Source organism: Solwaraspora sp. WMMD792, assembly GCF_029626105.1.
In the GTDB taxonomy this organism is placed as follows: domain Bacteria; phylum Actinomycetota; class Actinomycetes; order Mycobacteriales; family Micromonosporaceae; genus Micromonospora_E.
On the sequence record NZ_JARUBH010000009.1, the window covers coordinates 3264200 to 3290717 of the forward strand.

General features: G+C 72.0%; 22 protein-coding genes. 8 read left to right on the top strand and 14 right to left on the bottom strand.

Translation table 11 applies throughout. From position 1 onward, the window contains the following. Positions 1-14 precede the first annotated feature (14 nt). From O7629_RS15775 to O7629_RS15785, 3 genes are all read right to left on the bottom strand, one after another. Entirely contained in the window at positions 15-335 is a 321-nt protein-coding gene (locus O7629_RS15775) for a type VII secretion target (protein WP_278170074.1), read from the bottom strand. A gap of 10 nt (positions 336-345) precedes the next feature. Further along, positions 346-1035, bottom strand: a complete 690-nt coding sequence (locus O7629_RS15780; RefSeq protein ID WP_278170075.1) for a hypothetical protein — start codon at positions 1033-1035, stop codon at positions 346-348. A 228-nt stretch (positions 1036-1263) separates the two neighbouring features. Further along, the gene (locus tag O7629_RS15785; protein WP_278170076.1) at positions 1264-2301 is read right to left on the bottom strand and encodes a hypothetical protein; all 1038 of its coding nucleotides are present in this window, start codon (positions 2299-2301) and stop codon (positions 1264-1266) included. 92 nt (positions 2302-2393) lie between these two features. Here O7629_RS15785 and O7629_RS15790 point away from each other — a divergent pair, with 92 nt between their 5' ends. Further along, positions 2394-3314 carry a LysR substrate-binding domain-containing protein gene (locus tag O7629_RS15790; protein ID WP_278170077.1) on the top strand — a complete coding sequence of 307 codons (921 nt, stop codon included), beginning with the start codon at positions 2394-2396 and terminating at the stop codon, positions 3312-3314. A 34-nt stretch (positions 3315-3348) separates the two neighbouring features. Here O7629_RS15790 and O7629_RS15795 read toward each other — a convergent pair whose 3' ends face one another. The 6 genes from O7629_RS15795 to O7629_RS15820 all read right to left on the bottom strand — a co-directional run bounded on the left by O7629_RS15795 (position 3349) and on the right by O7629_RS15820 (position 10153). Beyond that, the gene (locus O7629_RS15795) at positions 3349-5016 is read right to left on the bottom strand and encodes a phospholipid carrier-dependent glycosyltransferase (protein ID WP_278170078.1); all 1668 of its coding nucleotides are present in this window, start codon (positions 5014-5016) and stop codon (positions 3349-3351) included. 183 nt (positions 5017-5199) lie between these two features. Then, the gene (locus tag O7629_RS15800; protein WP_278170079.1) at positions 5200-5787 is read right to left on the bottom strand and encodes a hypothetical protein; all 588 of its coding nucleotides are present in this window, start codon (positions 5785-5787) and stop codon (positions 5200-5202) included. Beyond that, positions 5784-7118 carry a cytochrome P450 gene (locus O7629_RS15805; protein WP_278170080.1) on the bottom strand — a complete coding sequence of 445 codons (1335 nt, stop codon included), beginning with the start codon at positions 7116-7118 and terminating at the stop codon, positions 5784-5786. The genes O7629_RS15800 and O7629_RS15805 overlap by 4 nt, the downstream gene beginning before the upstream one ends. Then, positions 7105-7944, bottom strand: coding sequence for a 2-oxo acid dehydrogenase subunit E2 (locus O7629_RS15810; RefSeq protein ID WP_278170081.1), 840 nt, complete (start codon positions 7942-7944; stop codon positions 7105-7107). The genes O7629_RS15805 and O7629_RS15810 overlap by 14 nt, the downstream gene beginning before the upstream one ends. 13 nt (positions 7945-7957) lie before the next feature. Further along, on the bottom strand, positions 7958-9088 hold the full coding sequence (gene serC / locus O7629_RS15815) for a 3-phosphoserine/phosphohydroxythreonine transaminase (protein ID WP_278170083.1): 1131 nt from the start codon (positions 9086-9088) through the stop codon (positions 7958-7960). A gap of 204 nt (positions 9089-9292) precedes the next feature. Beyond that, positions 9293-10153: a hypothetical protein gene (locus O7629_RS15820; RefSeq protein ID WP_278170084.1), complete on the bottom strand. Its 861-nt coding sequence runs from the start codon at positions 10151-10153 to the stop codon at positions 9293-9295. A gap of 134 nt (positions 10154-10287) precedes the next feature. Here O7629_RS15820 and O7629_RS15825 point away from each other — a divergent pair, with 134 nt between their 5' ends. Both O7629_RS15825 and O7629_RS15830 read left to right on the top strand, forming a co-directional pair. Then, positions 10288-13170, top strand: a complete 2883-nt coding sequence (locus O7629_RS15825; protein WP_278170085.1) for a BTAD domain-containing putative transcriptional regulator — start codon at positions 10288-10290, stop codon at positions 13168-13170. A 162-nt stretch (positions 13171-13332) separates the two neighbouring features. After that, positions 13333-16164, top strand: coding sequence for a glycoside hydrolase N-terminal domain-containing protein (locus tag O7629_RS15830; protein ID WP_278170087.1), 2832 nt, complete (start codon positions 13333-13335; stop codon positions 16162-16164). 47 nt (positions 16165-16211) lie between these two features. On the opposite strand, the gene O7629_RS15835 is transcribed toward O7629_RS15830, so the two are convergent. After that, entirely contained in the window at positions 16212-17057 is an 846-nt protein-coding gene (locus O7629_RS15835; protein WP_278170088.1) for a helix-turn-helix transcriptional regulator, read from the bottom strand. A gap of 202 nt (positions 17058-17259) precedes the next feature. Between O7629_RS15835 and O7629_RS15840 the strand changes: the two genes are divergently transcribed. Continuing rightward, on the top strand, positions 17260-18210 hold the full coding sequence (locus tag O7629_RS15840; RefSeq protein WP_278170089.1) for an SDR family oxidoreductase: 951 nt from the start codon (positions 17260-17262) through the stop codon (positions 18208-18210). Positions 18211-18232: 22 nt separating this feature from the next. On the opposite strand, the gene O7629_RS15845 is transcribed toward O7629_RS15840, so the two are convergent. Both O7629_RS15845 and O7629_RS15850 read right to left on the bottom strand, forming a co-directional pair. Continuing rightward, the gene (locus O7629_RS15845; protein WP_278170090.1) at positions 18233-18874 is read right to left on the bottom strand and encodes a response regulator; all 642 of its coding nucleotides are present in this window, start codon (positions 18872-18874) and stop codon (positions 18233-18235) included. After that, complete coding sequence (locus O7629_RS15850) at positions 18871-21117, bottom strand: ATP-binding protein (RefSeq protein ID WP_278170091.1); 2247 nt, start codon at positions 21115-21117, stop codon at positions 18871-18873. Before O7629_RS15850 ends, O7629_RS15845 begins: the two co-directional genes overlap by 4 nt. Positions 21118-21247: 130 nt before the next feature. Here O7629_RS15850 and O7629_RS15855 point away from each other — a divergent pair, with 130 nt between their 5' ends. The 3 genes from O7629_RS15855 to O7629_RS15865 are packed head-to-tail and all read left to right on the top strand — an operon-like array spanning position 21248 to position 23216. After that, complete coding sequence (locus O7629_RS15855) at positions 21248-22054, top strand: trypsin-like peptidase domain-containing protein (protein ID WP_278170092.1); 807 nt, start codon at positions 21248-21250, stop codon at positions 22052-22054. Positions 22055-22074: 20 nt separating this feature from the next. Next, positions 22075-22707 carry a hypothetical protein gene (locus O7629_RS15860; RefSeq protein ID WP_278170093.1) on the top strand — a complete coding sequence of 211 codons (633 nt, stop codon included), beginning with the start codon at positions 22075-22077 and terminating at the stop codon, positions 22705-22707. Between the two features lie 59 nt (positions 22708-22766). Continuing rightward, on the top strand, positions 22767-23216 hold the full coding sequence (locus tag O7629_RS15865; RefSeq protein ID WP_278170094.1) for a hypothetical protein: 450 nt from the start codon (positions 22767-22769) through the stop codon (positions 23214-23216). Here the strand turns inward: O7629_RS15865 and O7629_RS15870 are convergent. Continuing rightward, on the bottom strand, positions 23213-24091 hold the full coding sequence (locus tag O7629_RS15870) for a helix-turn-helix transcriptional regulator (protein ID WP_278170096.1): 879 nt from the start codon (positions 24089-24091) through the stop codon (positions 23213-23215). The genes O7629_RS15865 and O7629_RS15870 overlap by 4 nt on opposite strands. Positions 24092-24265: 174 nt before the next feature. Here O7629_RS15870 and O7629_RS15875 point away from each other — a divergent pair, with 174 nt between their 5' ends. Beyond that, positions 24266-25288: a zinc-dependent alcohol dehydrogenase family protein gene (locus O7629_RS15875; protein WP_278170098.1), complete on the top strand. Its 1023-nt coding sequence runs from the start codon at positions 24266-24268 to the stop codon at positions 25286-25288. On the opposite strand, the gene O7629_RS15880 is transcribed toward O7629_RS15875, so the two are convergent. Continuing rightward, on the bottom strand, positions 25266-26459 hold the full coding sequence (locus O7629_RS15880) for an FAD-dependent oxidoreductase (RefSeq protein ID WP_278170099.1): 1194 nt from the start codon (positions 26457-26459) through the stop codon (positions 25266-25268). The genes O7629_RS15875 and O7629_RS15880 overlap by 23 nt on opposite strands. Positions 26460-26518: the final 59 nt, after the last annotated feature.

Sequence of the window (26518 nt, forward strand, 5' to 3'; positions counted from 1 at the left end):
TCCTCCCTGGCCGGCTACCGGCGGTAGACGTCGTTGAGGTCGAGTGCGATGACCGCGTCGGCCTCGTCGTAGCGGTCGGCCAAATCGCGCAGCACCGCGCCGATCTCATCGAACTCGGTAGCGGCTTCGCCGAGCACCTTGGTCAGGAAGGCATGGAATTCGTCGTACGCGACGGAGTGCACGTCGCCGCTGACCTGGCCGATGTAGAACGCGGTCGGAGCGAGGGTCAACCGCTCGGCGGCGAGCTTGACACTCATCATGCTGTCGGACAGACGGTGCCACTTGCTGCTCTCGGCCCGCAGCGCGTCGGTGACAACGTCCAGTTCGTCGGCCATTTCGCTCTCCTCATCGGCCGAGCTGATGGGGATGCCCGGCGAGACCGGCTGCCCGCATCGCGGCCAGGGCGTCACCGCGCAGTTGTGCGGCGTCGGCACCGGCGACGCGTCGCACGTCGCCGATGACGCCGACGAGGCCACGGCCACGCAGCCGCAGGTTCAGATAGCCGTGCGGGCTCGGCACGCCATGTTCGTCCACGGCGGGCGGCGTTTGCCTGCGGGACAGCCGCCGCAGTGTCGCGCCGTTGCGGTCCAGGGTCGCCCGCAGCCCGCCGGACCAGCCGGGATCGTCGGAAGCCGGCGTCGGCTCGTCCGATGCCGGTATTGGATCGTCCGGCGCTGGCTCGTTCCGTCTACGGTGGCCGGCGTCGACACGCAACGCGGCGAGCGCGGCGGATTCGAACGACGCCCGCACCGCACTGACGTACGCCTCGTACAACGCCTCCGCGAAGGCCGATGGCGGCAGGCGTTCGCGCCAACGGCGGGCGACCGTGACGTCGAGGACCCGGGCACGGTCGTCAACCGTCACGCTGACCGTGCCGGTGGTGTCCGTGGCGTGGTGCGGCCCGGTGGACCGGTGGTCGTGGTCGTCGTGGTCGGCGGTGAGTGCGAACGCCTCGGCGCGCTCGCGCAGCCCGTCGGGGTCCGCGACGCCGACGAGGTGGGCAAGCCGGCGTCGGCCAGGTCCGCTGGGGGCCATCGGCACCCTCCTTGGCCCGGACCACGTAGGGCGCGGTCCGTACTCGGGTAGTCGCCGCCATCAACGACGATACGCAGAGTCAGCCAGATTGGGTGTCAGATAACATACAGCAGCATCAATTACTTCGGGTCGGTGCACGGACCTGCGGCTCAGCCGCGGACCTGTGGTGGGATCCAGTCGGACCGTCCGGCCCCCGCACCCGTGGTGTGGGGGCCGGACGGCGGATCGTCACCAGCGAGCGGTTATCCGGACCACCGTGTACGGCAGCACCGGGTCGGTCGCCCCGTACTGGAAGTTGACCACCAGCAGGTCGCGGCCGTCGAACGCGGCCGTCGACGGGCCGTGCAGCCGGGGGTCGGTGACCCGGGCCAGCAGCGTGGCCCGGGTGGCGTGGCGGTGCAGCCGCAGCACATTGACCGTGTCCCCGTTACCGTCGACGTTGCTGACCGCGTACAGCAGGCCGCCCCGGATCAGCAGGCCGTCGCCGTGTACCGCCGCGCCGCCCAGGTCGATCGCGGAGACGGTACGCCGCCGCAGGTCGACGCGGTGCAGCGCGCCGTCGTTGTAGTCCGCGACGATCAGATACCGCTGGTCCGGGGTGACCACCAGTCCGTTGAGGTTGAACCCGTCGCCGTAGTCGATGCTGGTGCCCCGCAGGTCGGCGAACGGCCGCAGCGGTGCGGTCGCCCCGACGCCGCCACACAGCTGCCCGGCAGGGATCCGGTACAGAGTTGGCTGGAACGAGTCGGTCACGTAGACGTCGCCATTGGCGGCCAGCGCGACGTCGTTGAGCATCGAGTTCGGGATGCCGGTGGCGAAGCGGTGCAGCAGGTCGCCGCTGCGGGTGTCGTACACCCAGACGTAGCCGGTGCCGCCGCCGGCGACGATCAGCCGGCCCGCCCGGTCGACCTTCATGCCACCGGCGGTGGTCCGGCCGTCGGCGGCGTTGCCGGCCAGCCAGACGGTGGTCCGTGGGGAGCGGACGTCGCCCCGGTAGATCCGCCCGTCGGTGAGGCTACTGACGTAGAAGTACGGGCCGCGCGGGTCGCGGGCGATGCCTTCCGGGTAGGCATCGTCGCCGGCCAGCACGTAGCTGCCCGGCCGCTGGTGGTGCTGGTGCTGGTGCTGGTGGTTAGCCTGCGCCGAGCCGGCGTGAAATGCGATCGGTGCGGCCGCAGCGGGAGCTGCGGGTGCCGCCGGCCCAGCGGCGAGTACGCCGGACGTCGCGGCGACGGTGGCCGCGACGAGCAGTCGAGATGTGTGCACTGTGTCCCTTCCGGTGGTCGGTCGATTCGAGACTGACCGGCGGGAACGACCCGCAACAAGATCACCTGGGTATGTCGGGATACCGTGCCGGTATGTCGGTCGATCTGCGCGTCATGCGGTACGTCGTCGCCGTCGCCGAGGAAGGCAGCTTCGAGAGCGCGGCGCGCCGGCTACACATGGCGCAGCCGCCACTGAGCCGGCAGATCCGCGACCTGGAGCGGCAGCTCGGCGTACCGCTGTTCGAGCGGCGGCCGACCCGGCTGACCGACGCGGGCGCGGCGTTCGTGGCGTCCGCCCGGCGGCTACTCGACGACGCCGACTCGGTGGTCCGGGTGACCCGGGCCGCCGGGCAGGGTCAGACCGGGACGGTACGCATCGGGTTGGTCGCCAGCGCCACGTCGCAGGTGCTGCCGCGCTTGCTGGCGGCGGTACGGGCGGCCCATCCGCAGATCACCGTACGGACGCGGGAGGCGTGGCCGGCCGAGCTGGACGTCGGCCTGCGGGCCGGCCGGTTCGACCTGGTGCTGTCCCGGGGGATGCCGGGCCACCAGGACCTGGACCGCCAGACAGTACGCCGGGAGCCGCTGATGGCGGTGGTCGACGCCGGGCATCCGCTGGCCGGGCGTACCGCTATCGGATCGGACGCGGTCAGGTCGGACGCGGTCAGGTTGGCCGACTTGGCCGACCGCCGGCTGAGTCTGCCACCGGAGGAGCTGACGCCCGGCTACCGGTCGGCGATCCTGGCCGCCAGCGCCCGCGCCGGTGTAGCCGTCGAGGTGGTCGACTGCGAGCAGCTGGGGTGGCGCCGGATCGGGCTGGCAGACGTTGACGGTTTCGCCCTGGTGCCCCGCTCACTCGCCGAGCTACCCACAGTGGACGGGGTGGTGCTCCAGCTGACCGACGAGCTGCCCGCCCCCGATCTGGAGCTGGTGTGGCGGCGGGACGCGACGTCACCGGCCGGGCTGGCCGTCGCCCGGGTCGTGCGGCGGCTCGCCCACGACCGGCACCGGTGAGCTCCCGCCGAAAATACGCGCGGTGGTCACCGGGTCAGCGGCGGAAGATGGTGATCGAGTGACCGACCTGGTCGATCGGTTCGCTGCTGTCGATCAGCTCGCGCAACTCACCGCCGGTGGTCGCCACCCAGGTGTTCGACACGACCAGCAGACCGCGTACCTCCTCGGGCGGCACCTCGCGCGGATCAGTGGCGGTGATGCCGTAGTACTCCGGCACCCCGGCGCCCTTGTAGGCCAGCCACACCCGCTCGTCCGGGTACCGCTGCCGCAGCCGGTCGGCCAGCCGGCTCAGGTCCTGTCCCCAGTCCACGTTCGAGTCGTGCAGATGGTGGTAGGTGCGCGCCGGGCCGCCGAACGCCTCGTTGGCGTACGGCAGGTAGAACGGGAACGCGCGGGCCGAGCTGACCGCGACCAGCGCGACCAGCACCACTGCGGCCGGCCGGGCATACCGGGCGGCAGCGGCCGGCCACCGCACGGCGGTCACGGCCGCCGCCGCCACGGCCAGGAAGATCGGGACGACGATCGCGTACCGGACGCCGAGGTCGCGGGAGCCGGTCATCGCGACGGCCAGCAGTACGCCGGCCGGCACCAGCAGGTACCCGGCGGCCGGGCGCAGCCGGGGCACCGACAGCATCGCCGCCGCACCGACCAGCCACAGCACCAGCGCCCCGAGCGGCGTCTTCACCAGCAGCGCGGCCGGCAGGTAGTACCACCGGTGGCCGGAGTAGGTCTCACCGAACAGGTACCCGCCCCATTTCCAGTCCTCGAAGCCGAACTGGATCCGCATGCCGTCGCGGAACGACTCCGGAAACGGCAGCCAGTCGACCATGGTTCCGCGCAACCCGCCGATCGCCGGCACCGAGCCGGACGGCACCGTCTGCAGCCGTGGGTCGACGACGAGGTAGCTGGCCCACACGGTCAGCAACGCGAGGAGTCCTATCGCGGTCGCGGCCGCACCGGCGACGACGTACCGCCGGGCCCGGGGTGAGGACGGGCGGGGTGGCCAGGCCGGCCGGGCGTGCCGGACCGACCAGGCGGCCAGCGCCAGCAGCACCGGGACCGCCGCCAACGCGCTCATCTTGGTGGCCAGTGCCGCGCCGAGCGCCAGGCCGGCCAACGGCAGGTAGAGCCACGGTCGCCGCCGCGCCCGCCACAGCAGCCAGACCGAGGTCAGCAGGAACCCGGCGGTGGGCATGTCGAGGGTGGCCAGCGAGCCGTGCGCGATCACGTCAGGCGTGAACGCGTACACCGCCAGAGCGAGCAGGGCACCGGCCCGGCCGGTGATGTCGCGGGCGAACGCGAAGACCACCAACCCGAACGCGAGGGTCAGCCCGATCATCGGCAACCGGGCCAGCAACAGCAGCCGGTCGGCGTCGTTGCCCGCTTCGTAGAGCACGTGCCGCCCGAGGTCCGTCTGGTTGCCCTGGAAGGACGGCTCGATGTACGGGTCGACGAACGCCAGGCCGACCCCGATGATCAGTTTGCCCAGCGGCGGATGCTCCGGGTTGACCTGCAGACCGCCGCCCTGCAGGTAGAGCGCGGCCGCACCGACGTACACCGGCTCGTCGATGGTCGGCGCCTGCGCCACCGCGGTGGTGACCATCGCGAACGCCATCTGCCCCAGCAGCAGCGCCACGACCAGCGGATACCACCAACCTCGGTGCCGTCGCAGCCAGCCGGGCCGATCCGATTTCTCCGTCACCGTGCTCGGATGGTCATCCGAGGTAACAGGTACATCCCGGTCGAGGACTCCCGACTTGCGCAAAAGGCTCACGGGCCGGCAGCCTACCGGGCTACTCGATCGCGACCGGCACTTCGCCTGGGTGATACCGCCGTAGATTCCGGTCACGGGGCGTCGTCGATGGTGCTCGGTTCCCCGCCCGGCTCAGTTCGACATCGCCCCGATCGGCCAGCGCAGGAACATGCGCTCCTCACCGTCGATGGACCGGCGGTCCAGCAGCTCGGCGCCCAGCAGCAGGTACGGGCGTAGCCGACGACGGGTGCAGGTGGCGTAGGCGAGGTCGTAGCCGCGCGCCACCAGGTCGCGGTAGCCGAAGTCACGGATGAAACCGGTGTACGTGACGCGCGTCCAGACATGCCCGCCGCCGGCGCTCATCACGTTGAGGATCTCGCAGACCCGGCCGCCGCCCCGATCGGCGCCCGCTGATGCGGGTGGCCGGAATCCGAAGGACGCGGACTGCAACTCGCGGTCGGCGACGACGCTGACCGCCATGGCCCCGATGAGCCGGCCGGTGCCCTCCCGCCAGCAGTAGACGATCTGGTCCTGGTACGGAATCCGGGTCCGCAGCCGCCGTGCGGTGTCGTCCCACTCCCAGATCAGCCGGACCAACCGGTTGTCCGTCAGGCCGGCGTAGGCACGGTAGAAGTCCTGTTCGTACTCCGACACCTGCGCCGGGTCGGCCGGGTCGAGCACGCCGTAGAAAGTGCCGTCCTCCGTGGTGTCCCCGTTCATGCCGGGCCAACCGGTTCGACATGCATGAGCAGCCCGTACCGGGGATACTGGGTGACCGCCGGTGCCACCTCGACCGGATGCCCGTCGACCGGGGTCAGCCGCACCCGCTGCCCGGCGACCGCCAGCACCGTGAGCATCTCGGTGATGGCGAAGTTCGTACCGATGCACTTGCGCTGCCCGGCGGCGAACGGCAGATAGGCGCGCCGCTGCTGCGTGGTCATCCGACCCGGTGCGAAACGGTGCGGGCAGAAGGAGTCCGGTTCCGGCCAGTACTGCGGCATCCGGTGCATCGCGTGCACCGGGATCACGAGGTTGTCACCCCGGTGAATCCGGTGGCCGTCGACCTCGTCGTCGGCGGCCGCCCGGCGGGTGAGGGTGTAGACCGGCGGGTAGAGCCGCATCGACTCCTGGATCACCTGCCGGGTGTAGCCCAGGGCGCCCAGGGCGTCGTAGCTCGGTGCCCGTCCACCGAGCACCCGGGCCAGCTCCTCGCGGAACCGGCTCGCGCTCTCGTCGTGTTGGCCGAGCAGGTGCCAGGTCCAGGCCAGCGCCGTCCCGGTCGTCTCAAAGCCGGCAAAGAACAGGGTGACGACCTGGTCGCGCAGTTCCCGACGGTGCTGACCGGCCTGCGGACCGTAGGCGCGGATCAGGTCACCGAGGATGTCGGTGTACCGGTCGTTGTCGGCCAGCCGTTCCTCGATCCGATCCGCCACGAAGTCGTCCACCGCCCGCAGATGGCGGGCGAACCTGCGGTGCAGCCGGGTGGGAAACCACAGGGGCACCGTCACCGGGCTGATGTTGCGCCGGACCACCACTTCCAACCCGACCCGTACGGTGTCGACGAAGTCGTTGGCGGTCGTCTTCGGGTCGTGGCTGAACAGCGCCACGGCCATGACCCGCATGGTCAGGGTCTGCATGTCGCTGAAGACGTCAACCGGTTCGCCCCGCTCGCGGGCGCTTTCCCAGCCGTCGACGACCTCGGTCATCAGGGTGGCGGTGATCTCGACGACGCGTTCGAGCAGCGCCCGGTTGAACACCGGCTGGGTCAGCGTCCGCTGCCGCCGCCACGTCTCACCGTCGCTGCAGATGAGGCCCTGGCCGATGATCAGCGACAGGTTGTCGTGCTGCAGGCTGCGACCGTAGCCGGGCAGGTTTCCGATGAATACCCGCTGGTTGGCGTCCGCGTCGGCCAGCAGTGTGAAGACCCGGTGCAGTACGCGGTACCGGACGAACCCACGGTGGTCGGCGACCAGCCGCTTCTGCACGCCCAGCAGGTCGGTGCGGAGCGCTCTGAGCCGCAGCCGCAGCGGCGGGTGATCAGTTCGGCGCACTGTCGGCTCCCTGCAACGCGAGGCTCTCGGTGACGAACTCGTCATCCAGACCGGCGGCGTTCTCGATCAGCCCGGCCAACGTCTCGCCGAACCGGGCTCCGGGTGCACCGTCGACGATGTCGTGGTCGACCGTGACGGTGGCGCTGAGGGTCTTGCGGGGTGCGGCGGCACCGTCGATCCACCGCACCTTGTCGAACATTCCGCCGACGATGAGCGTGCTGGTCAGGAACGAGATCGAGATCCCCCAGGACGGGCGCGGGCTGATGAAGGAGCCCACATTGGACAGCCCGACGGTGCCCCACTGACGTTTGACCCGGGCCGGGTCGCGCCGCATCCACCACCAGACTGCCCGCCGGGCCGGGCGCGGCAGCCGCAGGAGCTGGCGGCGCCGGCGGACCCCCTCGTCGTCGTACAGGTCGGTACGGGCGGCGGCGCGCATCTCGTGGTTGATCTGCGCCAGGCTCTTGCGGTTCGCGGCCCGGACCACGTAGATGACCGGTACCAGCGATCCGTCAGGCTTGCGCTTCTCCAGCAGTGTGTTGACGTCCACGTCGTCGAAGACGACCAGCTTGCGACGGCCCTTGCGGAAGGCGTGCAGCATCTTGTGTTCGTCGACCGCGTGACCGAGGCAGTAGACCAGGAAGGCGGTGAACGACAGCCCGTCGGGCACCTGGGCACGGTAGCGCGCGATCAACTCCATCGGGCGGGAGACGTCGAACTCCACCATGCCATGCGCCATGTGGGTTCGGTGGCCGACGCTCAGCGCGTCGACCACGAGTTCACGGATACGCGGCCAGGGCAGTTCCTGGAACGGAGCAGCACTCATCAGTGACTTGTCTCTATCGTTCGGTGGACGGATCGGGTGGCAGGTCCGTCGTCCGGTTGCGGCGCTCGAAAGTGTGCAGGAAGTCGACCAGCCGTTCGACCGACTCGACGGTCACGGCGTTGAACAGGCTGGCCCGGCAGCCACCCACCGAGCGGTGCCCGGCCAGCCCGGCGATACCGGCCTGCTGCGCCTCGGCCAGAAACCCCGCGAGCAGCTGCGGGGTGGGCAGATCGAACACCACGTTCATCAGCGAACGTGACGCGGGGTCGACGGTGGTGCGGTAGAACGGGACGCTGTCCAGGTAGTCGTAGAGGATCCCGGCCTTGCGCCGGTTGATCCCGCCCATGCTGGCCAGCCCGCCGATCTCGTCGGCCAACCAGCCCAGCATCAGCCAGGTGACGTAGATGGCGAAGGTCGGCGGGGTGTGGAAGTTCGACCCGTGCTGTCGGTGCACCCGGTAGTCGAGCACCGCCGGCAGCTCATTGACGATGTCGTCCAGCATGCGCCGACGCGCGACCACGACGGTCACTCCGGCGACGCCGATGTTCTTCTGCGCGTGGGCGTAGACGACGTCGTACGCCGCCGGGTCGAAGGTGTCGGACATCAGGTCGGAGCTCATGTCGGCGATCACCGGCACCGCGACGGCGGGTGCCTGGTGGAACTGGGTGCCCTCCACCGTGTTGTTGGTGACCAGGTGCACGTACCGGGCGTCCGGCCGGGGCCGGATCGAGCCGGCCGGCGGAACGTAGGTGTGGTCCCGGTCGGCGGAGGAGGCCACCACCGCGACGTCCCGTCCGAGGGTCCGGGGCTCCCGGATCGCCTTGGCGGCCCAGTACCCGGTGTCGATGTAGTCGACCGGGTCACCGGGTGCCGAGAAGTTCATCGGGACCATCGCGAACTGCAGCGATCCGCCGCCCTGCAGCAGCAGAACGTCGGACTCGTCGCCGAGGCCCAGCAGGTGACGGACCCGCTCGGTCGTGTCGGCCAGCAGGAACTCGACCTCAGGTGCCCGGTGACTGATCTCCATCACACTCATCCCGGTGCCCTGGAAGTCGCCGAGTTCGACGCGGATGCGTTCCATGACGCTGCGGGGCAGGCCGGTCGGTCCCGCGTAGAAGTTGAGAACCTCGCGGTTCGCTGACACCGTCTCCACCTCACCGCCGCCCTCGACGTGTCGGGAGGCGCCAAGATCGTCGCACGGTCGACCTGCTGATATCTGAGGCGGTACTGAGGAAAACATGAGGGATCCCTGGTGGGCCGCAGGGTGGCGGATGCCCCCTGCGGCCCATCGGTTCTCACTGTGCGGCTGATCGGGTCCTCCGGCCCGGGATCACCGTCGCCGCCGGTGTCAGGCGCAGATCGCCTGGATCGCCAGACCGTCGGTGGGTACTCCGGTCAGTGACAGGCGAACCGAGGTGAGGCCGGCGTCCATGTAGAGCGAGCTCAGGAAGGTCTGCCCGGAGGCACCCGCTCCCGTCGCCCCGCCGACCGAGTGCACCTGCTCACCGGCCGGGCAGGAGTCGCTGGCCGAGGCGACCCCGGTCTGGACCGATCCTTCGGCCGCCGCCCCCACCGGGTTGGCGCAGATGGCGTACGCGGTAACCCGCCAGTTGCCCGAGTAGGCGCCGTCCTCGGCGGCGGCGGCCCGGGCGATGTCCAGTGGTCCGGAGGCCCGGGACATCTGCAGGCCGACGTTGCCGAAGCCGCCACCGGTGATACCCGCCCCGGTGCCGATCACCCGCTGGCCACCGGAGCAGCCAGCGGCGGTGCTGCGAGTCGACGCCGACGAGTAGGTGGAGTCCTGCGGGACGATGGTGTAGCCGGGCACCGAGGCCGACGGTGCGCAGATGGCGTACCCCTCCAACGCCCAGTTGCCGCTGACGCCGCCCGGCGGTTCGTCCGCCCAGACCTCGTAGCTGTCGCTCTGGCCAGGGCCACTGACCGGCCGCAGCACGCTCAGCCGGATCGACCCGGCGGCTGGGCCGCTGACCCGGGCACCGCCGCCGATCACCCGCGTCCCGGTCGGGCACTCGGCCGCCCGGTACTTCGGCGACAGCGAATCCGGCACGGAGGCCGGGTGGGTGCTCCGGAACAGCCCGCTGACTGCGGCTGCCGGGGTGGTCGAGACGAGTTGGGCTGCCGCACCGATCGCCACGGTGGCGAGCAGCGCCGCCACCCGGCGACCTGTCCGACGCTGTTTCGTGTTCATCGCTCCTCTTTTCTGATTGATCGGGATGACTGGCGTGCGCCGTCGATCCAGACAGTGACCGGTGGACCTTCGGAGATGTTTCGGCAGTCGTTAAATAGGCTGCTCAGCCGCGAAACGCGGAGCATCCTGCGGAGGTGGACAGTGCGCGGGCCGACGTCGAGCTACGGATCCTCGGGGAGGTGACGGTGCGGGTCGGCGGCCGTGACCTCGACCTGGGGCACGCCCGGCAACGCTGCGTCCTGGCCGTGCTGCTGGTCGACGCGAACCGGCTGGTGCCCACCGACCGGCTGCTGGACCGGGTCTGGGGCGACCGGCAACCGCAGCGGGCCCGCAACGCGCTCGCCGGCTACCTGTCCCGGCTGCGGCAGGTGCTGGCCCCGGCCGACCCGGTACGGATCGTCCGCCGGTCCGGCGGCTACCTGCTGCAGGTCAACCCGGCCCTGGTCGACCTGCAGCTGTTCGGCCAGCTGGTCCGGCGGGCCCGGGCCGGCACGACCGCCGCGCGGACCGGCGGGACGCCGGCGACCGTCGACGAACCGACGGCGCTGCTGGCCCGGGCGTTGTCGCTGTGGCGCGGTACGCCGTTCGGCACCCTGGAGTCGGCCTGGCTCGACACGGTACGCACCGCGCTGGCCGCTGACCGGCTCGCCGCCCGGCTGGACCTGGTGGACCTGCGGTTGGCCGCCGGTGGGCACGCCGATTTGCTCGGCGAGTTGACCGCGCTGGCCGCCGAGCATCCACTCGACGAGCGGATCGCCGGTCAGTTGATGCGGGCGCTGTACGGGGCCGGCCGGCAGGCCGAGGCGCTGCGCCACTACCAGGTGGTCCGTACTCGACTCGCCGATGAACTGGGCACCGACCCGGCGGCGGCGCTGCGGCAGACGTACCACCGGATCCTGACCGCGGACCCGGCACTGGGGACGGCGGCCGCACCCCCGGAGGCGGCCGCACCCCCGGAGGCGGCTCTGACTCCGGCCCCGCGCGCCGCGCCGGAGGCGGCCGACGTACCGCGTCAACTGCCGGCCGCGCCGTCGGCCTTCACCGGCCGGGTCGCCGCGCTGGTCGAGTTGGACGCGCTGCCGATCGACGACCCGGGTCAGCCGCCGCTGGCGGTGGTCACCGGCACCCCCGGGGTCGGCAAGAGCAGCCTGGTGCTGCACTGGGCGCGCCGCAGCGTCGACCGGTTCCCGGATGGACAATTGTACGTGAACCTGCGTGGATTCGATCCGGCCGGTGCGGCGCTGGACCCCGCCGAGGTGGTGCGCGGGTTCCTGGCCGCGCTCGGGGTCGCCCCGCAGCGGGTGCCGATCGGGCTGGCCGCGCAGACCGCCCGCTACCGCAGCCTGGTCGCCGGCCGGCGGATGCTGATCGTGCTGGACAACGCCCGCGACGCCGAACAGGTCCGCCCGCTGCTGCCCGGCGCGCCGGGCTGTGTCACCGTGGTGACCAGTCGAGGTCAGCTGGGCGGTCTGGTCGCCGTGGACGGGGCTCGGCCGATCGCCCTCGATTTGTTCACCGACGCCGAGGCGCGGCGGTTCCTCGCCCGGCGGCTGGGGCCGGCAAGGGTGCGGGCAGAGCCGGCCGCCGCACAGCGGATCGTCGACCGGTGTGCCCGGCTGCCGCTGGCGCTCGCCGTCGCGTCGGCGCGGGTGGTGGTGAACCGGGCGGTCACTCTCACCGACCTGGCCGCCGAGCTGACCGAGGCCGGTGCCGGCCTGGACGTGTTCGACGCTGGCGATCCGGCGGCCGACGTACGGGCGGTGTTCTCCTGGTCGTACCGGGCGCTCGACCCGGCCGCCGCCGGGCTGTTCCGGCTGATCGGGCTGCATCCCGGGCCGGAGCTGACCGTGTCGGCGGTGGCCAGTCTGGCCGGTGAAACGGTGCCCGCCGCCCGTCGGCTGCTGGCCGTGCTGACCCGCGCCAGCCTGATAGCCGAGCACTCGCCTGGACGGTACGTGCTGCACGACCTGCTGCGGGCGTACGCCGCCGAGCTGGCCGAGGCGCAGGAGCCGGCGACGCGGCGGCGGGCCGCGACCCGGCGGCTGCTCGACCACCTGCTGCACACCGCGTACGCCGCCGACCGGCTGCTCTATCCGCACCGGGACCCGATCCTGCTGGACTGCCCGGCGCCCGGGGTGGTGGTGCCGGCGTTGGCCGACGGCGCGGCGGCGATGCGCTGGCTGGTGGCCGAGCACCGGGTGCTGCTCGGTGCGGTCGATCTGGCGGCCAGCGAGCGCTGGGACCGGCACGCCTGGGAGCTGGCCTGGAGCCTGACCAGCTACGTCAACCTGCGGGCGCTGTGGCACGACCAGGTGACCGTGCAGGGTGCCGCGTTGCCGGCGGCGGTGCGGCTGGGCGACCAGGCGGCGCAGGCGAATCTGCACCGCAACCTGGGTCGGGCGTTGACCCAGCTGGACCGTACCGACGAGGCCGCCCGGCACCTGACGCAGGCGCTTGAGCTGTTCGTCGCCGTCGGGGACCGGGCGAACCAGGCACAGACCAATGTCAACTTCGCCCGGGTGTGCGAGCGGCAGGGCCGCGACGCCGACGCCCTCGACTACGACCTGCGGTCGCTGGAGCTGTACCGGCAGGCCGGGCACCTGACCGGTCAGGCGCGGGCGATGAACAACATCGCCTGGACCCGGATCCGCCTCGGCGAACCCGAACAGGCCCGTGAGCTGTGCCGGCATGCCCTGGCGCTCAACACCGAGCTCGGCAACCGGCACGGGGCGGCCACCAACTGGCGTACCGCCGGTTGTGCCGAGGCGGCGGCCGGTGACCATCGCGCGGCGGTCGACTGCCACGAGCGGGCGTTGCGGCTGTTCCGCGCGATCGGTGACCGGGGCGGTGAGGCGGAGACTCTGGTCGACCTCGGCGACGCGCGGTACGCCTGCGGCCAGGTCGACCCGGCCCGGGGCGACTGGGCGGCGGCGCTGGTGCTGCTGGAGCGGGCCGGCCACCCGGACGCCGCCGCCGTACGCGCCCGGCTGGCGCGTCCGGCAACGTCGCTGCGCTGAAGCGCCGAGGGCGTACGCCCGTCACTGCACGGCGCCGGGCAGGTCGTTGACACGTGAGCGACCCGATCGTTAACGTTAACAACGATCAGTTTCGATACATAACCTGGTGGCCGGGTCGACGTGCCTGCGGCCAACCGCCGGTACGGATCCTGGAGAACCGCTATGTCTGAAGTGACCCGACGAAAACTCCTCACCGCCGGGGCGGCCGGGGCGGGTGCCGTTCTGCTGCCAGCCGGGTGGACCGCGATCGCCCGCGCGCAGCCGGCGACGCCACCGCAGGTCCTCGCGGCCGGCGACATGGCGCTCTGGTACGACGAACCGGCCGGGAGCGACTGGCTGCGCGCGTTGCCCGTCGGCAACGGCCGACTCGGCGCCATGGTCTTCGGCAACGTCGACACCGACCGACTCCAGCTCAACGAGGACACCGTCTGGGCCGGCGGCCCCTACGACTCCGCCAACCCACGCGGCGCCGGCGCGCTGGCCGAGATCCGCCGGCTGGTCTTCGCCGAGCAGTGGACCCAGGCGCAGAACCTGATCAACCAGACCATGATGGGCTCGCCCGGTGGGCAGCTTGCCTACCAACCGGTCGGCAACCTGCGACTCGCCTTCGGCTCCGCCAGCGGCATGTCCCAGTACGACCGCACACTCGACCTCACCACGGCCACCGTCACCACCACGTACACGCTGGGGGGCGTGCGGTACCGGCGCGAGGTGTTCGCCAGCGCGCCGGACCAGGTGATCGTCGTGCGGCTGACCGCGGACCGGTCGAACGCGATCACCTTCACCGCCACCTTCGACAGCCCGCAGCGCAGCTCCGTCTCCAGCCCGAACGCGACGACGATCGCGCTCGACGGCACCTCCGGGAGCATGGAAGGCGTCACCGGTTCGGTGCGCTTCCTCGCCCTGACCACCGCCATCGCCACCGGCGGGACGGTCAGCAGCTCCGGCGGGAGCCTGCGGGTGTCCGGCGCGACCAGCGTCACGCTGCTGATCTCGGTCGGATCCAGTTACGTCGACTTCCGCACCGTCAACGGCGACTACCAGGGCATCGCCCGCAACCACCTCGACGCCGCCCGTACGGTCGGTTTCGACCAGCTGCGCAGCCGGCACCTGGCCGACTACCAGGCGCTGTTCAACCGGGTGTCGATCGACCTGGGGCGCACGGCGGCGGCCGACCAGCCGACCGACGTGCGGATCGCCCAGCACGCGAGCGTCGATGACCCGCAGTTCTCCGCGCTGCTGTTCCAGTACGGCCGCTACCTGCTGATCTCGTCGTCACGACCGGGCAGCCAGCCGGCCAACCTGCAGGGCGTCTGGAACGACTCGATGACCCCGCCGTGGGACTCGAAGTACACGATCAACGCCAACCTGCCGATGAACTACTGGCCGGCCGACACGACCAACCTCTCCGAGTGCTTCCTGCCGGTCTTCGACATGGTCCGGGACCTGGCGGTCAGCGGCGCGCGGACCGCGCAGGCGCAGTACGGCGCCGGCGGCTGGGTGACCCACCACAACACCGACGGGTGGCGGGGCTCCTCTGTGGTCGACGGCGCGTTCTGGGGCATGTGGCAGACCGGTGGAGCGTGGCTGGCCACCCTGATCTGGGAGCACTACCAGTTCACCGGCGACGTCACCTTCCTGCAGACCAACTATCCGGCGATGAAGGGTGCGGCCCAGTTCTTCCTCGACACCCTGGTCACCCATCCGAACCTGGGATACCTGGTCACCAACCCGTCGAACTCCCCCGAGATCGCCCACCACGGCGACGCCAGCGTCTGCGCCGGACCCACGATGGACAACCAGATCCTGCGGGACCTGTTCGAGGGGGTCGCCCGGGCCAGCGAGGTCCTCGGCGTGGATCCGACGTTGCGGACCCAGGTCCGGGCGGCCCGCGACCGGCTGGCGCCGATGCGGATCGGCTCCCGGGGCAACGTCCAGGAGTGGCTGGCCGACTGGGTCGAGCCGGAACGCAACCACCGGCACGTCTCCCACCTCTACGGGCTGCACCCCAGCAACCAGATCACCCGGCGCGGCACCCCCCAGCTGTTCGAGGCCGCGCGCCGGACCCTGGAGATCCGGGGCGACGACGGCACCGGCTGGTCGCTGGCCTGGAAAATCAACTTCTGGGCCCGGTTGGAGGACGCCGCCCGCGCCCACAAGCTGCTGCGTGACCTGGTGCGCACCGACCGGCTGGCACCGAACATGTTCGACCTGCACCCGCCGTTCCAGATCGACGGGAACTTCGGCGCCACCTCCGGGATCGCCGAGATGCTGCTGCAGAGCCACAACGGGGAGCTGCACCTGCTGCCGGCGCTGCCCGCCGCCTGGCCGACCGGGCAGGTCGCCGGGCTGCGGGGCCGGGGCGGCTACACCGTCGCGATGGTGTGGCGCGACGGCCAGGCCGACGAGTTCCACGTCCGCGCCGACCGCGACGGCACCGTACGGCTGCGGGCCCGGCTGTTCACCGGCAGCTTCACCCTCACCGACGTCACCGACGGCGGTACGCCGAGCGCCACCCGGCCGGAGACCGACGTGGTCCAGTTCGCCGGCCGCGCCGGACGCACCTACCGCCTCGCCCGCCCCGGCGTGTCGCCGACACCGACGCCGACCCTGTCGGCGAGCCCGTCCCCGTCGGTCTCGCCGACCCCGACCCTGTCCCCGACCCCGAGTCCGAGCAGCTCTCCCCCGCCGTCCGGGGCTCGGGCGACGTACGCGGTCACCGGGTCGTGGCCCGGCGGTTTCCAGGGCGAGGTGACCGTGACCGCCGGCGCCGCACCGATCCAGGGCTGGGCCGTCACCTGGACCTTCCCCAACGGGCAGGTCATCAACCAGATGTGGAGCGGCGCCCACACGCAGAGCGGCGCGACCGTACGGGTCACCAACGTGTCCTACAACGGGTCGCTGCCGGCCGGCGGCTCGACCACCTTCGGGTTCCTCGCCAGCGTCGGTGGCACGAACAACCCACCGACCGACCTGGTCTGCACGACCACCTGACAGCATCCGCCCGCCGCGTCGTCAGGCGCGGCGGGCGGCCACGCCGGTCAGCGCAGCGGCTGGGCGCCGATGACGGACAGCAGGTGCAGCTTGTCGTGGCTTTCGCTGCCGGGGACGGCCGTGTAGACCAGCAGGGAGTGGGCCTGGCCGGGGTCGACCAGTTGTTGACAGGTCAGCTCCAAGGCGCCGACCTGCGGGTGGACGAAGTGTTTGACGTCGTGCGGGCGGACGCCGATCTCGTAGTTGTCCCACGCCCGGCGGAACTCCTCACTACTGGCGAGGAGCAGGTCGGCCAGGCGAGCGGCCCGGGAGTCGGGGCCGCGCAGGGTGACGATCTGCCGCAGACCGGAGGCGTACATCCGGGTGAGAAACGGATGTTCCTGCGGGGCGTACCGGTCCCGGGCGCTCGGGTCGGTGAACCAGCGGTAGCCGGAGCTGCGGGCCGGCCCGGTGAACCGGGTGGTGTCGCCGGTCAGCGCGACCCCCATCGGGGTCTGCCGTAGCGTCTCGCCGAGTTCGGTGACAATCTCCGCCGGGGTGTCGGTCAGCCGGTCGAGGACCCGCAGCAGGCCGGGGCTGATGTGTTCGGTGGTCCCGCCGCCGCCACGGGTCGGCGGCTGGTGCCCGGCGAGGCGGAACAGGTGGTCCCGTTCGTCGAGTGACAGGTGCAGGCCCTGGGCGATCGAGGCGAGCATCTGGCTCGACGGCTGCGGCCCGCGTTCGCGCTCCAGCCGCGAGTAGTAGTCGGTCGACATGTGGCACAGGGCCGCTACCTCCTCACGCCGCAGCCCGCTGGTGCGTCGGCGGGGGCCGCGCGGCAGGCCGACGTCCTCCGGTTGCAGCGCCTCGCGGCGGCTGCGGAGGAACTCGGCCAGCCCGGCGCGGTCGATCATCGGGGTGCCTCCTTCGCGGTCCTGCCTTGTTTCTACCGTCCGTGGCCGGCGGTAACCACGGATCGCCGATCCACCCCTGCGACGGACCGGCGGGGATGCCGCCGGACCGATGGGGGGCGGCCGGAGCCGGGGATCGGCAGGCCGTGGTTACGGTGCCGTCGACGTTCCAGGATCGGTGGGTACCCGACGGAGGAGACGCACCATGGCACGGCGAACGATCGACAGCACGATTCCCGATCTGTCCGGAAAGCGGGCGCTGGTCACCGGCGCGAGCGACGGGATGGGCCTGGTGATCGCCACCCGACTGGCCGCCGCCGGCGCGGAGGTGATCATGCCGGTACGTAACCGGCGCAAGGGCGAGGCGGCCGTGGCCGGAATCCGGGCGAAGGTCCCGGACGCCACGGTCTCGCTGCGCGATCTCGACCTGTCGAGCCTGGCGTCGGTCGCCGCGCTCGGCGAGACGCTGCGCGCGGAGGACCGGCCGCTGCACATCCTGATCAACAACGCCGGGGTGATGACCCCGCCGCAGCGGCAGACCACGGCGGACGGGCACGAGCTGCAGTTCGGCACCAACCATCTCGGACACTTCGCGCTCGTCGGCGGGCTCCTGCCGCTGCTGCGCGCGGGGCGGGCCCGGGTGACCTCGCAGGTCAGCATCGCGGCCCGCAGCGGCACGATCAACTGGGACGACCTGGGCTGGGAACGCGGCTACCACGGGCAGCGCGCCTACAGCCAATCCAAGATCGCGTTCGGGTTGTTCGGACTGGAGCTGGACCGCCGCAGTCGGGCCGAGGGCTGGGGCATCACCAGCAACCTGTCCCACCCCGGGGTGGCCCCGACCAGCCTGCTCGCCGCCCGACCGGAGGTCGGCCGCAGCAAGGACACCCCGCAGGTACGGCTGATCCGTGCCCTGTCGGCCCGGGGCATCCTGCTCGGCACCGTCGAGACGGCGGCCCTGCCGGCGCTGCTCGCCGCGACGGCCCCGGACGCGAAAGGCGGTGTGCTGTACGGGCCCGCCGGCCTCGGCAATCTGGGCGGCCCGCCGGTCGAGCACCGGACCTTCTCCCCGCTGCTCACCGAGGACGCCGTACGCGTCTGGCAGGTCTCGCAGCGGCTCACCAGGACCACGATCCCGGCCGACAGTCTGACGTGATCCTCAGATCAAAGCTGGTCGGTCAGAGTTCGTCGGTGGTGATCAGCCCGTCCTGCAGGGCACGAGCCACCAGGGCGGCCTTGGTGGGTGCCTCCCGGCCGACGTTGGCGTACTTGACCCGGACCCGTTCCAGGCAGGAGTTGACCCGGTGCACGGTCAGGCGCAGCCGGTGGGCGACCATCTCCTTCGACTCGGAGTGGAACCACTCGATCAGCACCTGATGCTCACGGGGCGACAACCGGGGACGCTGCGGGCGTTCGTCGGTGCCGAACGCGCCGGCGAGCGCCGGTGGGGTGTACGGCGTACCGGCCGCTGCGGCAGTGATCGCGGCGACCAGGTGGTCCGCGCCCTCGGCCTTGGTCAGGTAGGTGAAGGCGCCGATGTCGAGGGCGGTGAGGGCGCTGTCCCGGTCGTCGCGCATGCTGTAGACGACGACCTGACGGCCGGCGTCGACGAGACGTTTCAGGTCGCCGTACGCCGGGCCGGTGACGTCGAGCTGCAGGTCGAGGACGACCACGTCGGCGCTCGCCCCCGGGTCGAGCCAGGCGACGGCGACGGTGGGGCCGGCGGCGACGACCTCGATCGGTGGGTCGGCCAGTGCGCACCAGGCACGCACCCCGGCGACGACGACGGGATGGTCGTCCACGACTACCGCAGTGATCATTGTTCTCCCTGCCAGGTGGCCTGAATCCAGCATCGACCGCCGGTGACGGTGGTGGACCGGTGGACTCCGTCGCCGTCGGGTGTCGGCGGCGGGGGCTGGCAGGCGGCGACGACGCTGACGGTCACCGACCGGCCGGTGCTGGCCACGGTGAGCCGGGCCGCCGTGCCGCCCCGGGCGGTGGCGAGGGCGGCGATCGCCGGCTCGACGAGCCGGCGGCGCACCGGCGGCGGCAACTCGGGGCGGGTGCCCCGGTCGGCGAAGGAGACCGTGACCCCGTTGCGTTCGGCCAGTTCGATGCAGGCCCGCAGCTCGTGGGCGAGGGAGTCGGCGGTGCCGGTGTCCTCGGCGATGAGCCGGCGCATCCGGGCGGCCTCGGCGGCGCACGACCGACGGACGGCCTCGTCGCCGGGGTCCAGCTCGTCGCGGGCCAGGCCGTCGAGCAGCGGTACGGTGGTGGTCGCCAGCGCCGACATCCGGTCGGCCCGGTCGGTGTGCAGGTGCCGGGCGACGGCCTCTGCGGTACGGACCCGTTCGGCGGCAGCCAGCGCCTTCGCCGACGACCCCGCCATGGCGCGCAGCACGGTGGCGATCATCGCGATCGCGAGTTGGAAGGCGAGCACCGCCCAGGTGGCGCTGACCGCACCGGCGATGCTCAACGCCGCCTCGCAGGCGAGGGCAGCCTGCCCGAACGTCATCAGGTACTGGGCGGCGAGGACGGCCGCGAAGGCGGCGATCCGGGTGTCCATCATGAGCAGCACGACCTGCCAGCCGGCGTCGCCTTCGGACCAGTGTGCCGGGCCGAGCAGGTACTCCGGCCGTACCGACGAGGTCGCCAGCGCGGACAGCCCGAAGACCAGCGCCAGCAGTGGCAGCCGCCACCGGCCGAGCGGTCGGTCGCGCCAGGTGGCGACGCCCACGGCCAGGGTCACCGCCGTCAGGCCGGCCCAGGTGAGCAGCTGCGGCCAGAGCGAGACGTACGCCTCCCGGCTGGTCAGCAGCCGGGCCAGGTCGAGCAGCAGCAGGATCGCCAGGCTCAGGACGACGACGGCCCAGCGCAGTCCCCGCTGGAACGAGGCGGCGATGACATCTCGGTCGGTACCGCCGCTGTCGGTGACGACCCGGGGGCAGGTCAGGGTGACGGTGGTGCCGTGGCCGGGGCGGCTGTCGATCCGGGCCTGACCGCCGATGCGGGTCATCCGCTCGACCAGGGAGCGGGTCACCCCGTACCGGTCGGGGCCGACCCGGGCCGGGTCGAAGCCGACGCCCCGGTCGATGATCGACACGGTGACCTGGTCGGGGTCGTGGTCGACCCGGATGTCGACCCGGTCGGTCCCGGCGTGGCGGGCCACGTTGGTCACCGCCTCGCGGACGCCGCGACCCAGCGCCACGGCATCGGCGGCCGGCAGCGGTAGCCGGTCGGGGGTGTGCCAGGTGACGTGGACGGCAGCGGTGCCGGCGGCGTCGCGCAGCAGCGGGACCAGGTCGGTCTCGCCCTGGGCGGCGTCTGCGGAGCGTTGCAGTTCCCGCAGGTCGCGACGGGCCTGTGCGGCGAGCCACGGTGTGTTGTGGGCCAGGACGCCGCTGCCGACCATCAGCAGGGTCGCGGCGGCGGTGTCGTGCAGCGCCGCGAGGTACTCCCGTTCGTCGCGCCGTCTGGCCGCTGCGATCGCCGCCGCCCGCCGCAGCTGCGCGGCCCCGTCGACGGCCCGGTCGGCGGCGCGGGCACCGCGCCGGACGAACCGGTACAGCCCCCAGGACAGGGCTGCCTGCGCCGCCGTCCAGGGCCCGATCGCCGGGTCGGCGAGCCAGCCGCCCGGGTCGGCCAGGGTCGCGCCGACGAAGTACGCGGTCACGATGGCGGCGGTGGCGCCGGCGAGCTGCGGCCAGTCGACCTGCCACGGGTAGGTGACGACGACCAGGTTCACGACGACGAGGATCCAGGTCGAACCCCCGCTCGGGTCGGACACGACGGTCCAGGTCTGGGTCAGGCAGGCGCCGCACACCACCGCGACGTCGGCCAGCGGCAGCCATCGACGGGTACGGCGGGAGCCGCGCACCAGCGCGACGGCGTAGCCGATGCTCCAGGCGTTGAGCGTCAGCACCACGGCAACGGCGATCACGCGGTCGGGCGCGGTGCCGAGGACGAGGTAGACCGTGCTGGACAGTCCGATGACGACGGTCCGCAGGCCGAGCGCGTACCGCAGCCCGTTACGGAGAAGCCGCTGTTCCACCGCGCCCGGCACGGTCCTGATCGTATCGGCGCCGTGCCACGTCCCGGCGTCGATGGGGGTCGAACGACCATCACCGCCCCTGGACCGACGCAGATACCGTCGATGACACAGGCGGGACGGAGAGTAGTTTCATGGGGGTGTCATGGCAACGCGCGTGCTGCGCTGGGCCGCCGCGACAGGGGTCACGGCCGTACTGATCGCGCTCACGGTGACCGTCGCCGTCCAGGCGGGGCAGATCGATCAGCTGCGGGACGATCTGGCCGGGGCGCAGCGGACCGCGCAGGACACCGCCGACGGCACCGACCAGCGGCTGGACAGCCTGGACGGCCGGCTCGCCGCAGTCGAGGACGACAATCAACAGGCCTTCGACCCGCCGGCCGTCGCCGCCGCCGTGCTGCCCAGCGTCTTCCAGGTGATCGCCGACGACTTCTCCGGCAGCGCGTTCGCCGTCACGATGTCCGGCGACAGCACATCCGCCGGGACCGGCCGCACCAACGTGCTGACCGCCTTCCACGTGGTCGAGGCGGTGTGGACGGCCGGCGACCGGTCGGTGCAACTGGAACGCGACGGCAAGCGGTACACGGCGGTGATCACCGACGTGGACCAGTCGCGGGACATCGCCCTGCTGAAGGTCGACACCGGGTTCGCTGGCCTGCCCGCCGCAGCCGATCCCCCCGGTGCCGGCGAGAGCGTCCTGGTCGTCGGCGCGCCGCTCGGGCTCACCCAGACCATCACGACCGGCGTGGTCAGCGCGGTGCGGGACCGGACCGACGGACCCGGGTCGGTGATCCAGTTCGACGCGCCCGTCAACCCCGGCAACTCCGGTGGACCCGTCATCAACACCCGTAAGGAGGTCGTGGGGATCGCCAACGCGAAGGCGCGGGACGCGGAGGGCATCGGCCTCGCCGTACCGATTCAGACCGCCTGCGAGACCTTCCACGTCTGCTGATCGACACCATCGGAGGAACCATGTCGTACCCGTACGGGTCGGAGGATGCCCAGTACCGTGCCCCGGCGACCCCCGCGCCGACCTACCCGACCAACGCCTATCCACCGGCGCCTCCGCCGCCGACACCCGCACCGCCGACCGCCACCTCACCGGCGTACGGGCCGCCGACCCCCGCACCGCCGACCTCCGGGCCGCCGACCTCCGGGCCGCCCGGGTACGGGCCGCCGACCTACCCGCAGGTGCCGCCGCCCGCACCGAAAGGACGTGCCACCCTGGTTCTCGCGGTCCTGTCGGTGCTGCTTCTCGCCCTCGGCGCCGTCGGCTTCGGCCTGTACTTCAACGAACGCGGTGAACTGCGCGACACCAGGTCCGACCTCACCACCCAACTGCAGGAACAACGTGACATCGTCGCCGAGCGGGACGAGAGAATCACCGAGACCGAGACGCGAGTCGGCGAACTGACCAGCGAGCTCGACACCACCAAGGAGAACCTGGCCGGCGTGACCGAGGAACGTGACGTCCTCCTGCCGTGCATGCGGCGGGCGCAGGAGATGTTCGACGCCGCCCGCGCGGGCGACGAGGACAAGCTGGACGCCGCACTGCGCCAGGCCGACACCGCCTGCAGCAGGGCCCAGGCCGGAGTGGACTCCTGATGACTGCCACGGATGAACGCCGTCGCTCCCCCGTCGCAGGGTTGGCCGTAGTCGGCGCGGTGATCGTAATGCTGGCCGTGGTCACGGTCGTGGTGGTGGTGGCGTTGACCAGGGGCAGCGGACCCGCCGACGAGTTCGAGCAGGCCGCCGAGCGGTTCCACAGCCAGTACGAGCCGTTGGCGCGGCAACTCGCCGCCAACGTGGACCGGGCCGGCGACGGTCTGCTGGATGCCGGGCTGCTGACCGCCCAGCAGGACGCGCGGGCGTTGGCGGATCTGTTCGTCACCTACGGCGAAGCACTGGCAGCCATCGAGTTCCCGGCGGAAGCCGAACAGGCCGCGACGCAGCTGGCGAACGCTGTTGCGGCTGGCAGGGTTCTGATGGTGAACGCGGCCGGCTTCTTCTCGAAGGGCCCGATGGAGTCCGCCCTCGATGAGCTGCAGCCGCAGACCGAGGCGATAATCGCCGAACGCGAGCAGGCGTTGCGCCAGGCGCTGGGCGGTTCCTAGCGGTCGACGGTGTCCGGCTGCTGCTGGGAAACGCCCCACGAGGCGAGCAGGCGTAGTGCGTCCGCCGACGGGCTACCCGGCTCGGCCGCGTAGATCGTCAGGGTCAGTCCGGGCTCGGCGGCCATCTCCAGCCCTTCGTAGGCGAGGGTCAACTCACCGACGACGTGGTGCCGGTACGTCTTCGTGCCGGTGCCGTGGTGGCGGACATCGTGCGCGCCCCACCGGGTGCGGAACTGGGCGCTGCGGGTGGACAGCTCCCCGACCAGGTCGTGCAGGTCCTTGTCGTGCGGGTCGCGGCCGGCTTCGGTCCGCAGGATGGCGACCACGATGTCGGCTGCCGTCTCCCAGTCGGGGTAGAAGTCCCGGGCGGCGGGGTCGAGGAACGTGAACCGGGCAAGGTTCGGCGGCCGCTGCGGCTGCGCGTACACCTGGTCGTAGAAGGCGCGGGCCAGCTGGTTGGCGGCGAGCAGGTCCATCCGGCCGTTGCGCACGAACGCCGGCCCGTCGGTGACGGCGTCGAGGGTCCACTGCAGGCTCGGGTGCGGGCTCCACTGCCGGGTGCGGCGACGCCGGGGCCGCATCAGGGTGCTGCTGCCCTCGGCGGCGCGGGCCAGGTCGAACAGGTGGGCCCGTTCGGCGTCGTCGAGCTGCAGGGCGCGGGCGATCGCGTCGAGCACGCTGGTCGACACCCCGGCCAACGCGCCGCGTTCGAGCTTGGCGTAGTACTCGATGCTCACCCCGGACAACGCGGCGACCTCGGCGCGGCGCAGCCCGGGGACGCGGCGGTTGGTGCCGGCGGGCAGCCCGGCCCGCTCCGGGCTGATCTTGGCGCGGCGCGAGACGAGGAACTCGCGGACCTCGGTGCGGTTGTCCACGTCACCGACGGTACGTCGCACCGCCGGGCGGTGGGGTGCCCTGCTGGTACACCTTTCGGCAGAAACTCCCCGACCGGTTGGAAACCGGGTTAGCTGGGCAGCGCCCGGCCTCGAGCGGCGGACGCCACGCGGGGATCGGCCTGATCATCTGTGTTCGTTGAAGGAGTACCCATCATGCTCGGAACCGTCCTCTACGCCCCCGGTGACGTACGGGTGGAGCAGCGGGAACAGCCGACGATCGCCGCCCCGACCGACGCGATCATCCGGTTGGCCGCGACCTGCGTCTGCGGGTCCGACCTGTGGCCGTACCGGGGCATCGAGAAGATCAACCGTCCGCAGCCGATGGGCCACGAGTACGTCGGCTACGTCGAGGAGGTCGGCGACGAGGTCCGCACCCTACGGCCGGGGCAGTTCGTCGTCGGCTCGTTCTTCGCCTCCGACAACACCTGCGAGATCTGCCGGGCCGGCTACCACACGCACTGCGTCAACCGGGAGTTCGCCACCCCCACCGGCTCGCAGGCCCAGTACGCGCGTATCCCGCTGGCCGACGGCACGCTCGTCGCCACCGCCGACGCCCCGGACGCCGACCTGATCCCGAGCCTGCTCGCCGCCTCCGACGTGCTGGGCACCGGCTGGTTCGGCGCGGTCGCCGCCCAGGCCGGGCCGGGGAAAACGGTGGCCGTCGTCGGTGACGGCGCCGTCGGCCTGCTCGGCGTCCTGGCCGCCAAGCAGCTCGGCGCGGAGCGAATCATCGCGATGAGCCGGCACACCTCCCGGCAGAAGCTCGCCCTGGAGTACGGCGCGACCGACATCGTCACCGAACGCAGCGACGAGGGTGTCGCCCGGGTCAAGGAACTCACCGGCGGCCTCGGCGCGCACTCGGTCATCGAGGCGGTCGGCACCCAGGAGTCGATGCTCCAGGCGATCCGCTCCACCCGGGCCGGCGGGCACGTCGGCTACGTCGGCGTCGCCCACGGCGTGCAGCTGCCCGGTGAGGAACTGTTCTTCTCCGGCGTACACCTGCACGGCGGTCCCGCCCCCGTACGCCACTTCCTACCCGACCTGATCGACCTGATCCAGCGCCGGGAGATCGACCCGGGCAGGGTCTTCGACCTGACCCTGCCCCTCGACCGGGCCGCCGACGCCTACCGGGCGATGGACGAACGCAGCGCCATCAAAGTGCTGCTCCAGCCCTGACCCGGCTGACGCTGCGGCGGCGGGCAGGCAGCCGCAGGGTCGGGTTGGCGACGCCCCAGGCGGCGCCTTTGCAGACCAGCTCCTTGTAGCCGGCGGCGAGCCGTCCGGTCAGCACCGCCGGCTTGGCGCGGTCGTCGGCGGTGACGTACTGGATCAGGCCCTCCCGGCGGCCCAGCGAGATGCACTGGTTGACGTAGCGCAGGGGCGCGTTCGGCAGTTTCCCGCCGGTCATCCGGGCCGCGATCGAGTCGGCGGCCTGCCACGCCATCGGGGTGCCCGAGGCGCACGACATCCGCAGCGGTTTGCCGCCGGATCCGATTGCCCAGGCCGCGTCGCCGACGGCGTACACGTCCGGATGCGACACCGAGCGCATGGTGCCGTCGACGACGATCTGGCCGCTGTCGGCCAGCTGCAATCCGGTCGTACGGGCGATCGGGTGGACGGCGAAGCCGGCGGTCCAGACGGTGACGGCGGCCGGGATGGTGCCGCCGTCGGCGGTGGTGACCCGGTCGGCGGCGACGCCGGTGACGGCGGTGTGCTCGTACACAGTGATGGTGAGCCCGGCGAGGACCTTGCGCAGATGCGCCCGGCCCTTCGGCGACAGGGTGTCGCCGAGGCCGCCACGCACGGCGAGGGCGACGTCGAGATCCGGGCGGGCCTCGGCGATCTCGGTCGCGGCCTCCAGGCCGGTCAGGCCACCGCCGACCACGACGACCGGCCGACCGGCGGCGAGGCCGGCCAGCCGGGCCCGCAGCCGCAGCGCGCCGGGCCGGCTGGCGATCTCGGCGGCGTGTTCGGCGACGCCGGGGACGGCTCCGGGGTTCCAGCCGCTGCCGAGGGCGTAGACGAGCGTGTCGTAGCCCAGTTCGTTGGCCCCGCTGCCGTCGGAGCCGTCGCTGGCCGCGACCGTGACGGTCCTGGCGTCGACGTCGACGCCGGTGACCGTGGCGACCCGCAGCTCGATGCCGGTACCGGCGAACATCTCCCGCAACGGTCGGGGCTTGAGGTCCTGGCCGGTCGCCAACTGGTGCATCCGTACGCGTTCGACGAAGTCGGGTTCGGCGTTGACAACGGTGATGGCGACGTCTGCGGGGTCGAGCCGCCGGGCGAGGCGGCCGGCGGCGATGGCTCCGGCGTAGCCGGCGCCGAGGACGACGATGCGGTGCCGCATGTCCTGCTCCTGTCTGTCTGCACGGGGTGTGACAGCACCTGAACCGGGCAGCCCCGCGA

Excerpts from the sequence above, each read along its gene's own strand:
- O7629_RS15780 (WP_278170075.1), bottom strand. The coding sequence starts at position 1,035 with ATGGCCCCCAGCGGACCTGGCCGACGCCGGCTTGCCCACCTCGTCGGC.
- O7629_RS15800 (WP_278170079.1), bottom strand. The coding sequence starts at position 5,787 with ATGAACGGGGACACCACGGAGGACGGCACTTTCTACGGCGTGCTCGAC.
- O7629_RS15830 (WP_278170087.1), top strand. The coding sequence starts at position 13,333 with ATGTCTGAAGTGACCCGACGAAAACTCCTCACCGCCGGGGCGGCCGGG.
- O7629_RS15835 (WP_278170088.1), bottom strand. The coding sequence starts at position 17,057 with ATGATCGACCGCGCCGGGCTGGCCGAGTTCCTCCGCAGCCGCCGCGAG.
- O7629_RS15810 (WP_278170081.1), bottom strand. The coding sequence starts at position 7,944 with ATGAGTGCTGCTCCGTTCCAGGAACTGCCCTGGCCGCGTATCCGTGAA.
- O7629_RS15820 (WP_278170084.1), bottom strand. The coding sequence starts at position 10,153 with ATGAACACGAAACAGCGTCGGACAGGTCGCCGGGTGGCGGCGCTGCTC.
- O7629_RS15845 (WP_278170090.1), bottom strand. The coding sequence starts at position 18,874 with ATGATCACTGCGGTAGTCGTGGACGACCATCCCGTCGTCGTCGCCGGG.
- O7629_RS15840 (WP_278170089.1), top strand. The coding sequence starts at position 17,260 with ATGGCACGGCGAACGATCGACAGCACGATTCCCGATCTGTCCGGAAAG.
- O7629_RS15775 (WP_278170074.1), bottom strand. The coding sequence starts at position 335 with ATGGCCGACGAACTGGACGTTGTCACCGACGCGCTGCGGGCCGAGAGC.
- O7629_RS15790 (WP_278170077.1), top strand. The coding sequence starts at position 2,394 with ATGTCGGTCGATCTGCGCGTCATGCGGTACGTCGTCGCCGTCGCCGAG.
- O7629_RS15855 (WP_278170092.1), top strand. The coding sequence starts at position 21,248 with ATGGCAACGCGCGTGCTGCGCTGGGCCGCCGCGACAGGGGTCACGGCC.
- O7629_RS15875 (WP_278170098.1), top strand. The coding sequence starts at position 24,266 with ATGCTCGGAACCGTCCTCTACGCCCCCGGTGACGTACGGGTGGAGCAG.
- O7629_RS15860 (WP_278170093.1), top strand. The coding sequence starts at position 22,075 with ATGTCGTACCCGTACGGGTCGGAGGATGCCCAGTACCGTGCCCCGGCG.
- O7629_RS15880 (WP_278170099.1), bottom strand. The coding sequence starts at position 26,459 with ATGCGGCACCGCATCGTCGTCCTCGGCGCCGGCTACGCCGGAGCCATC.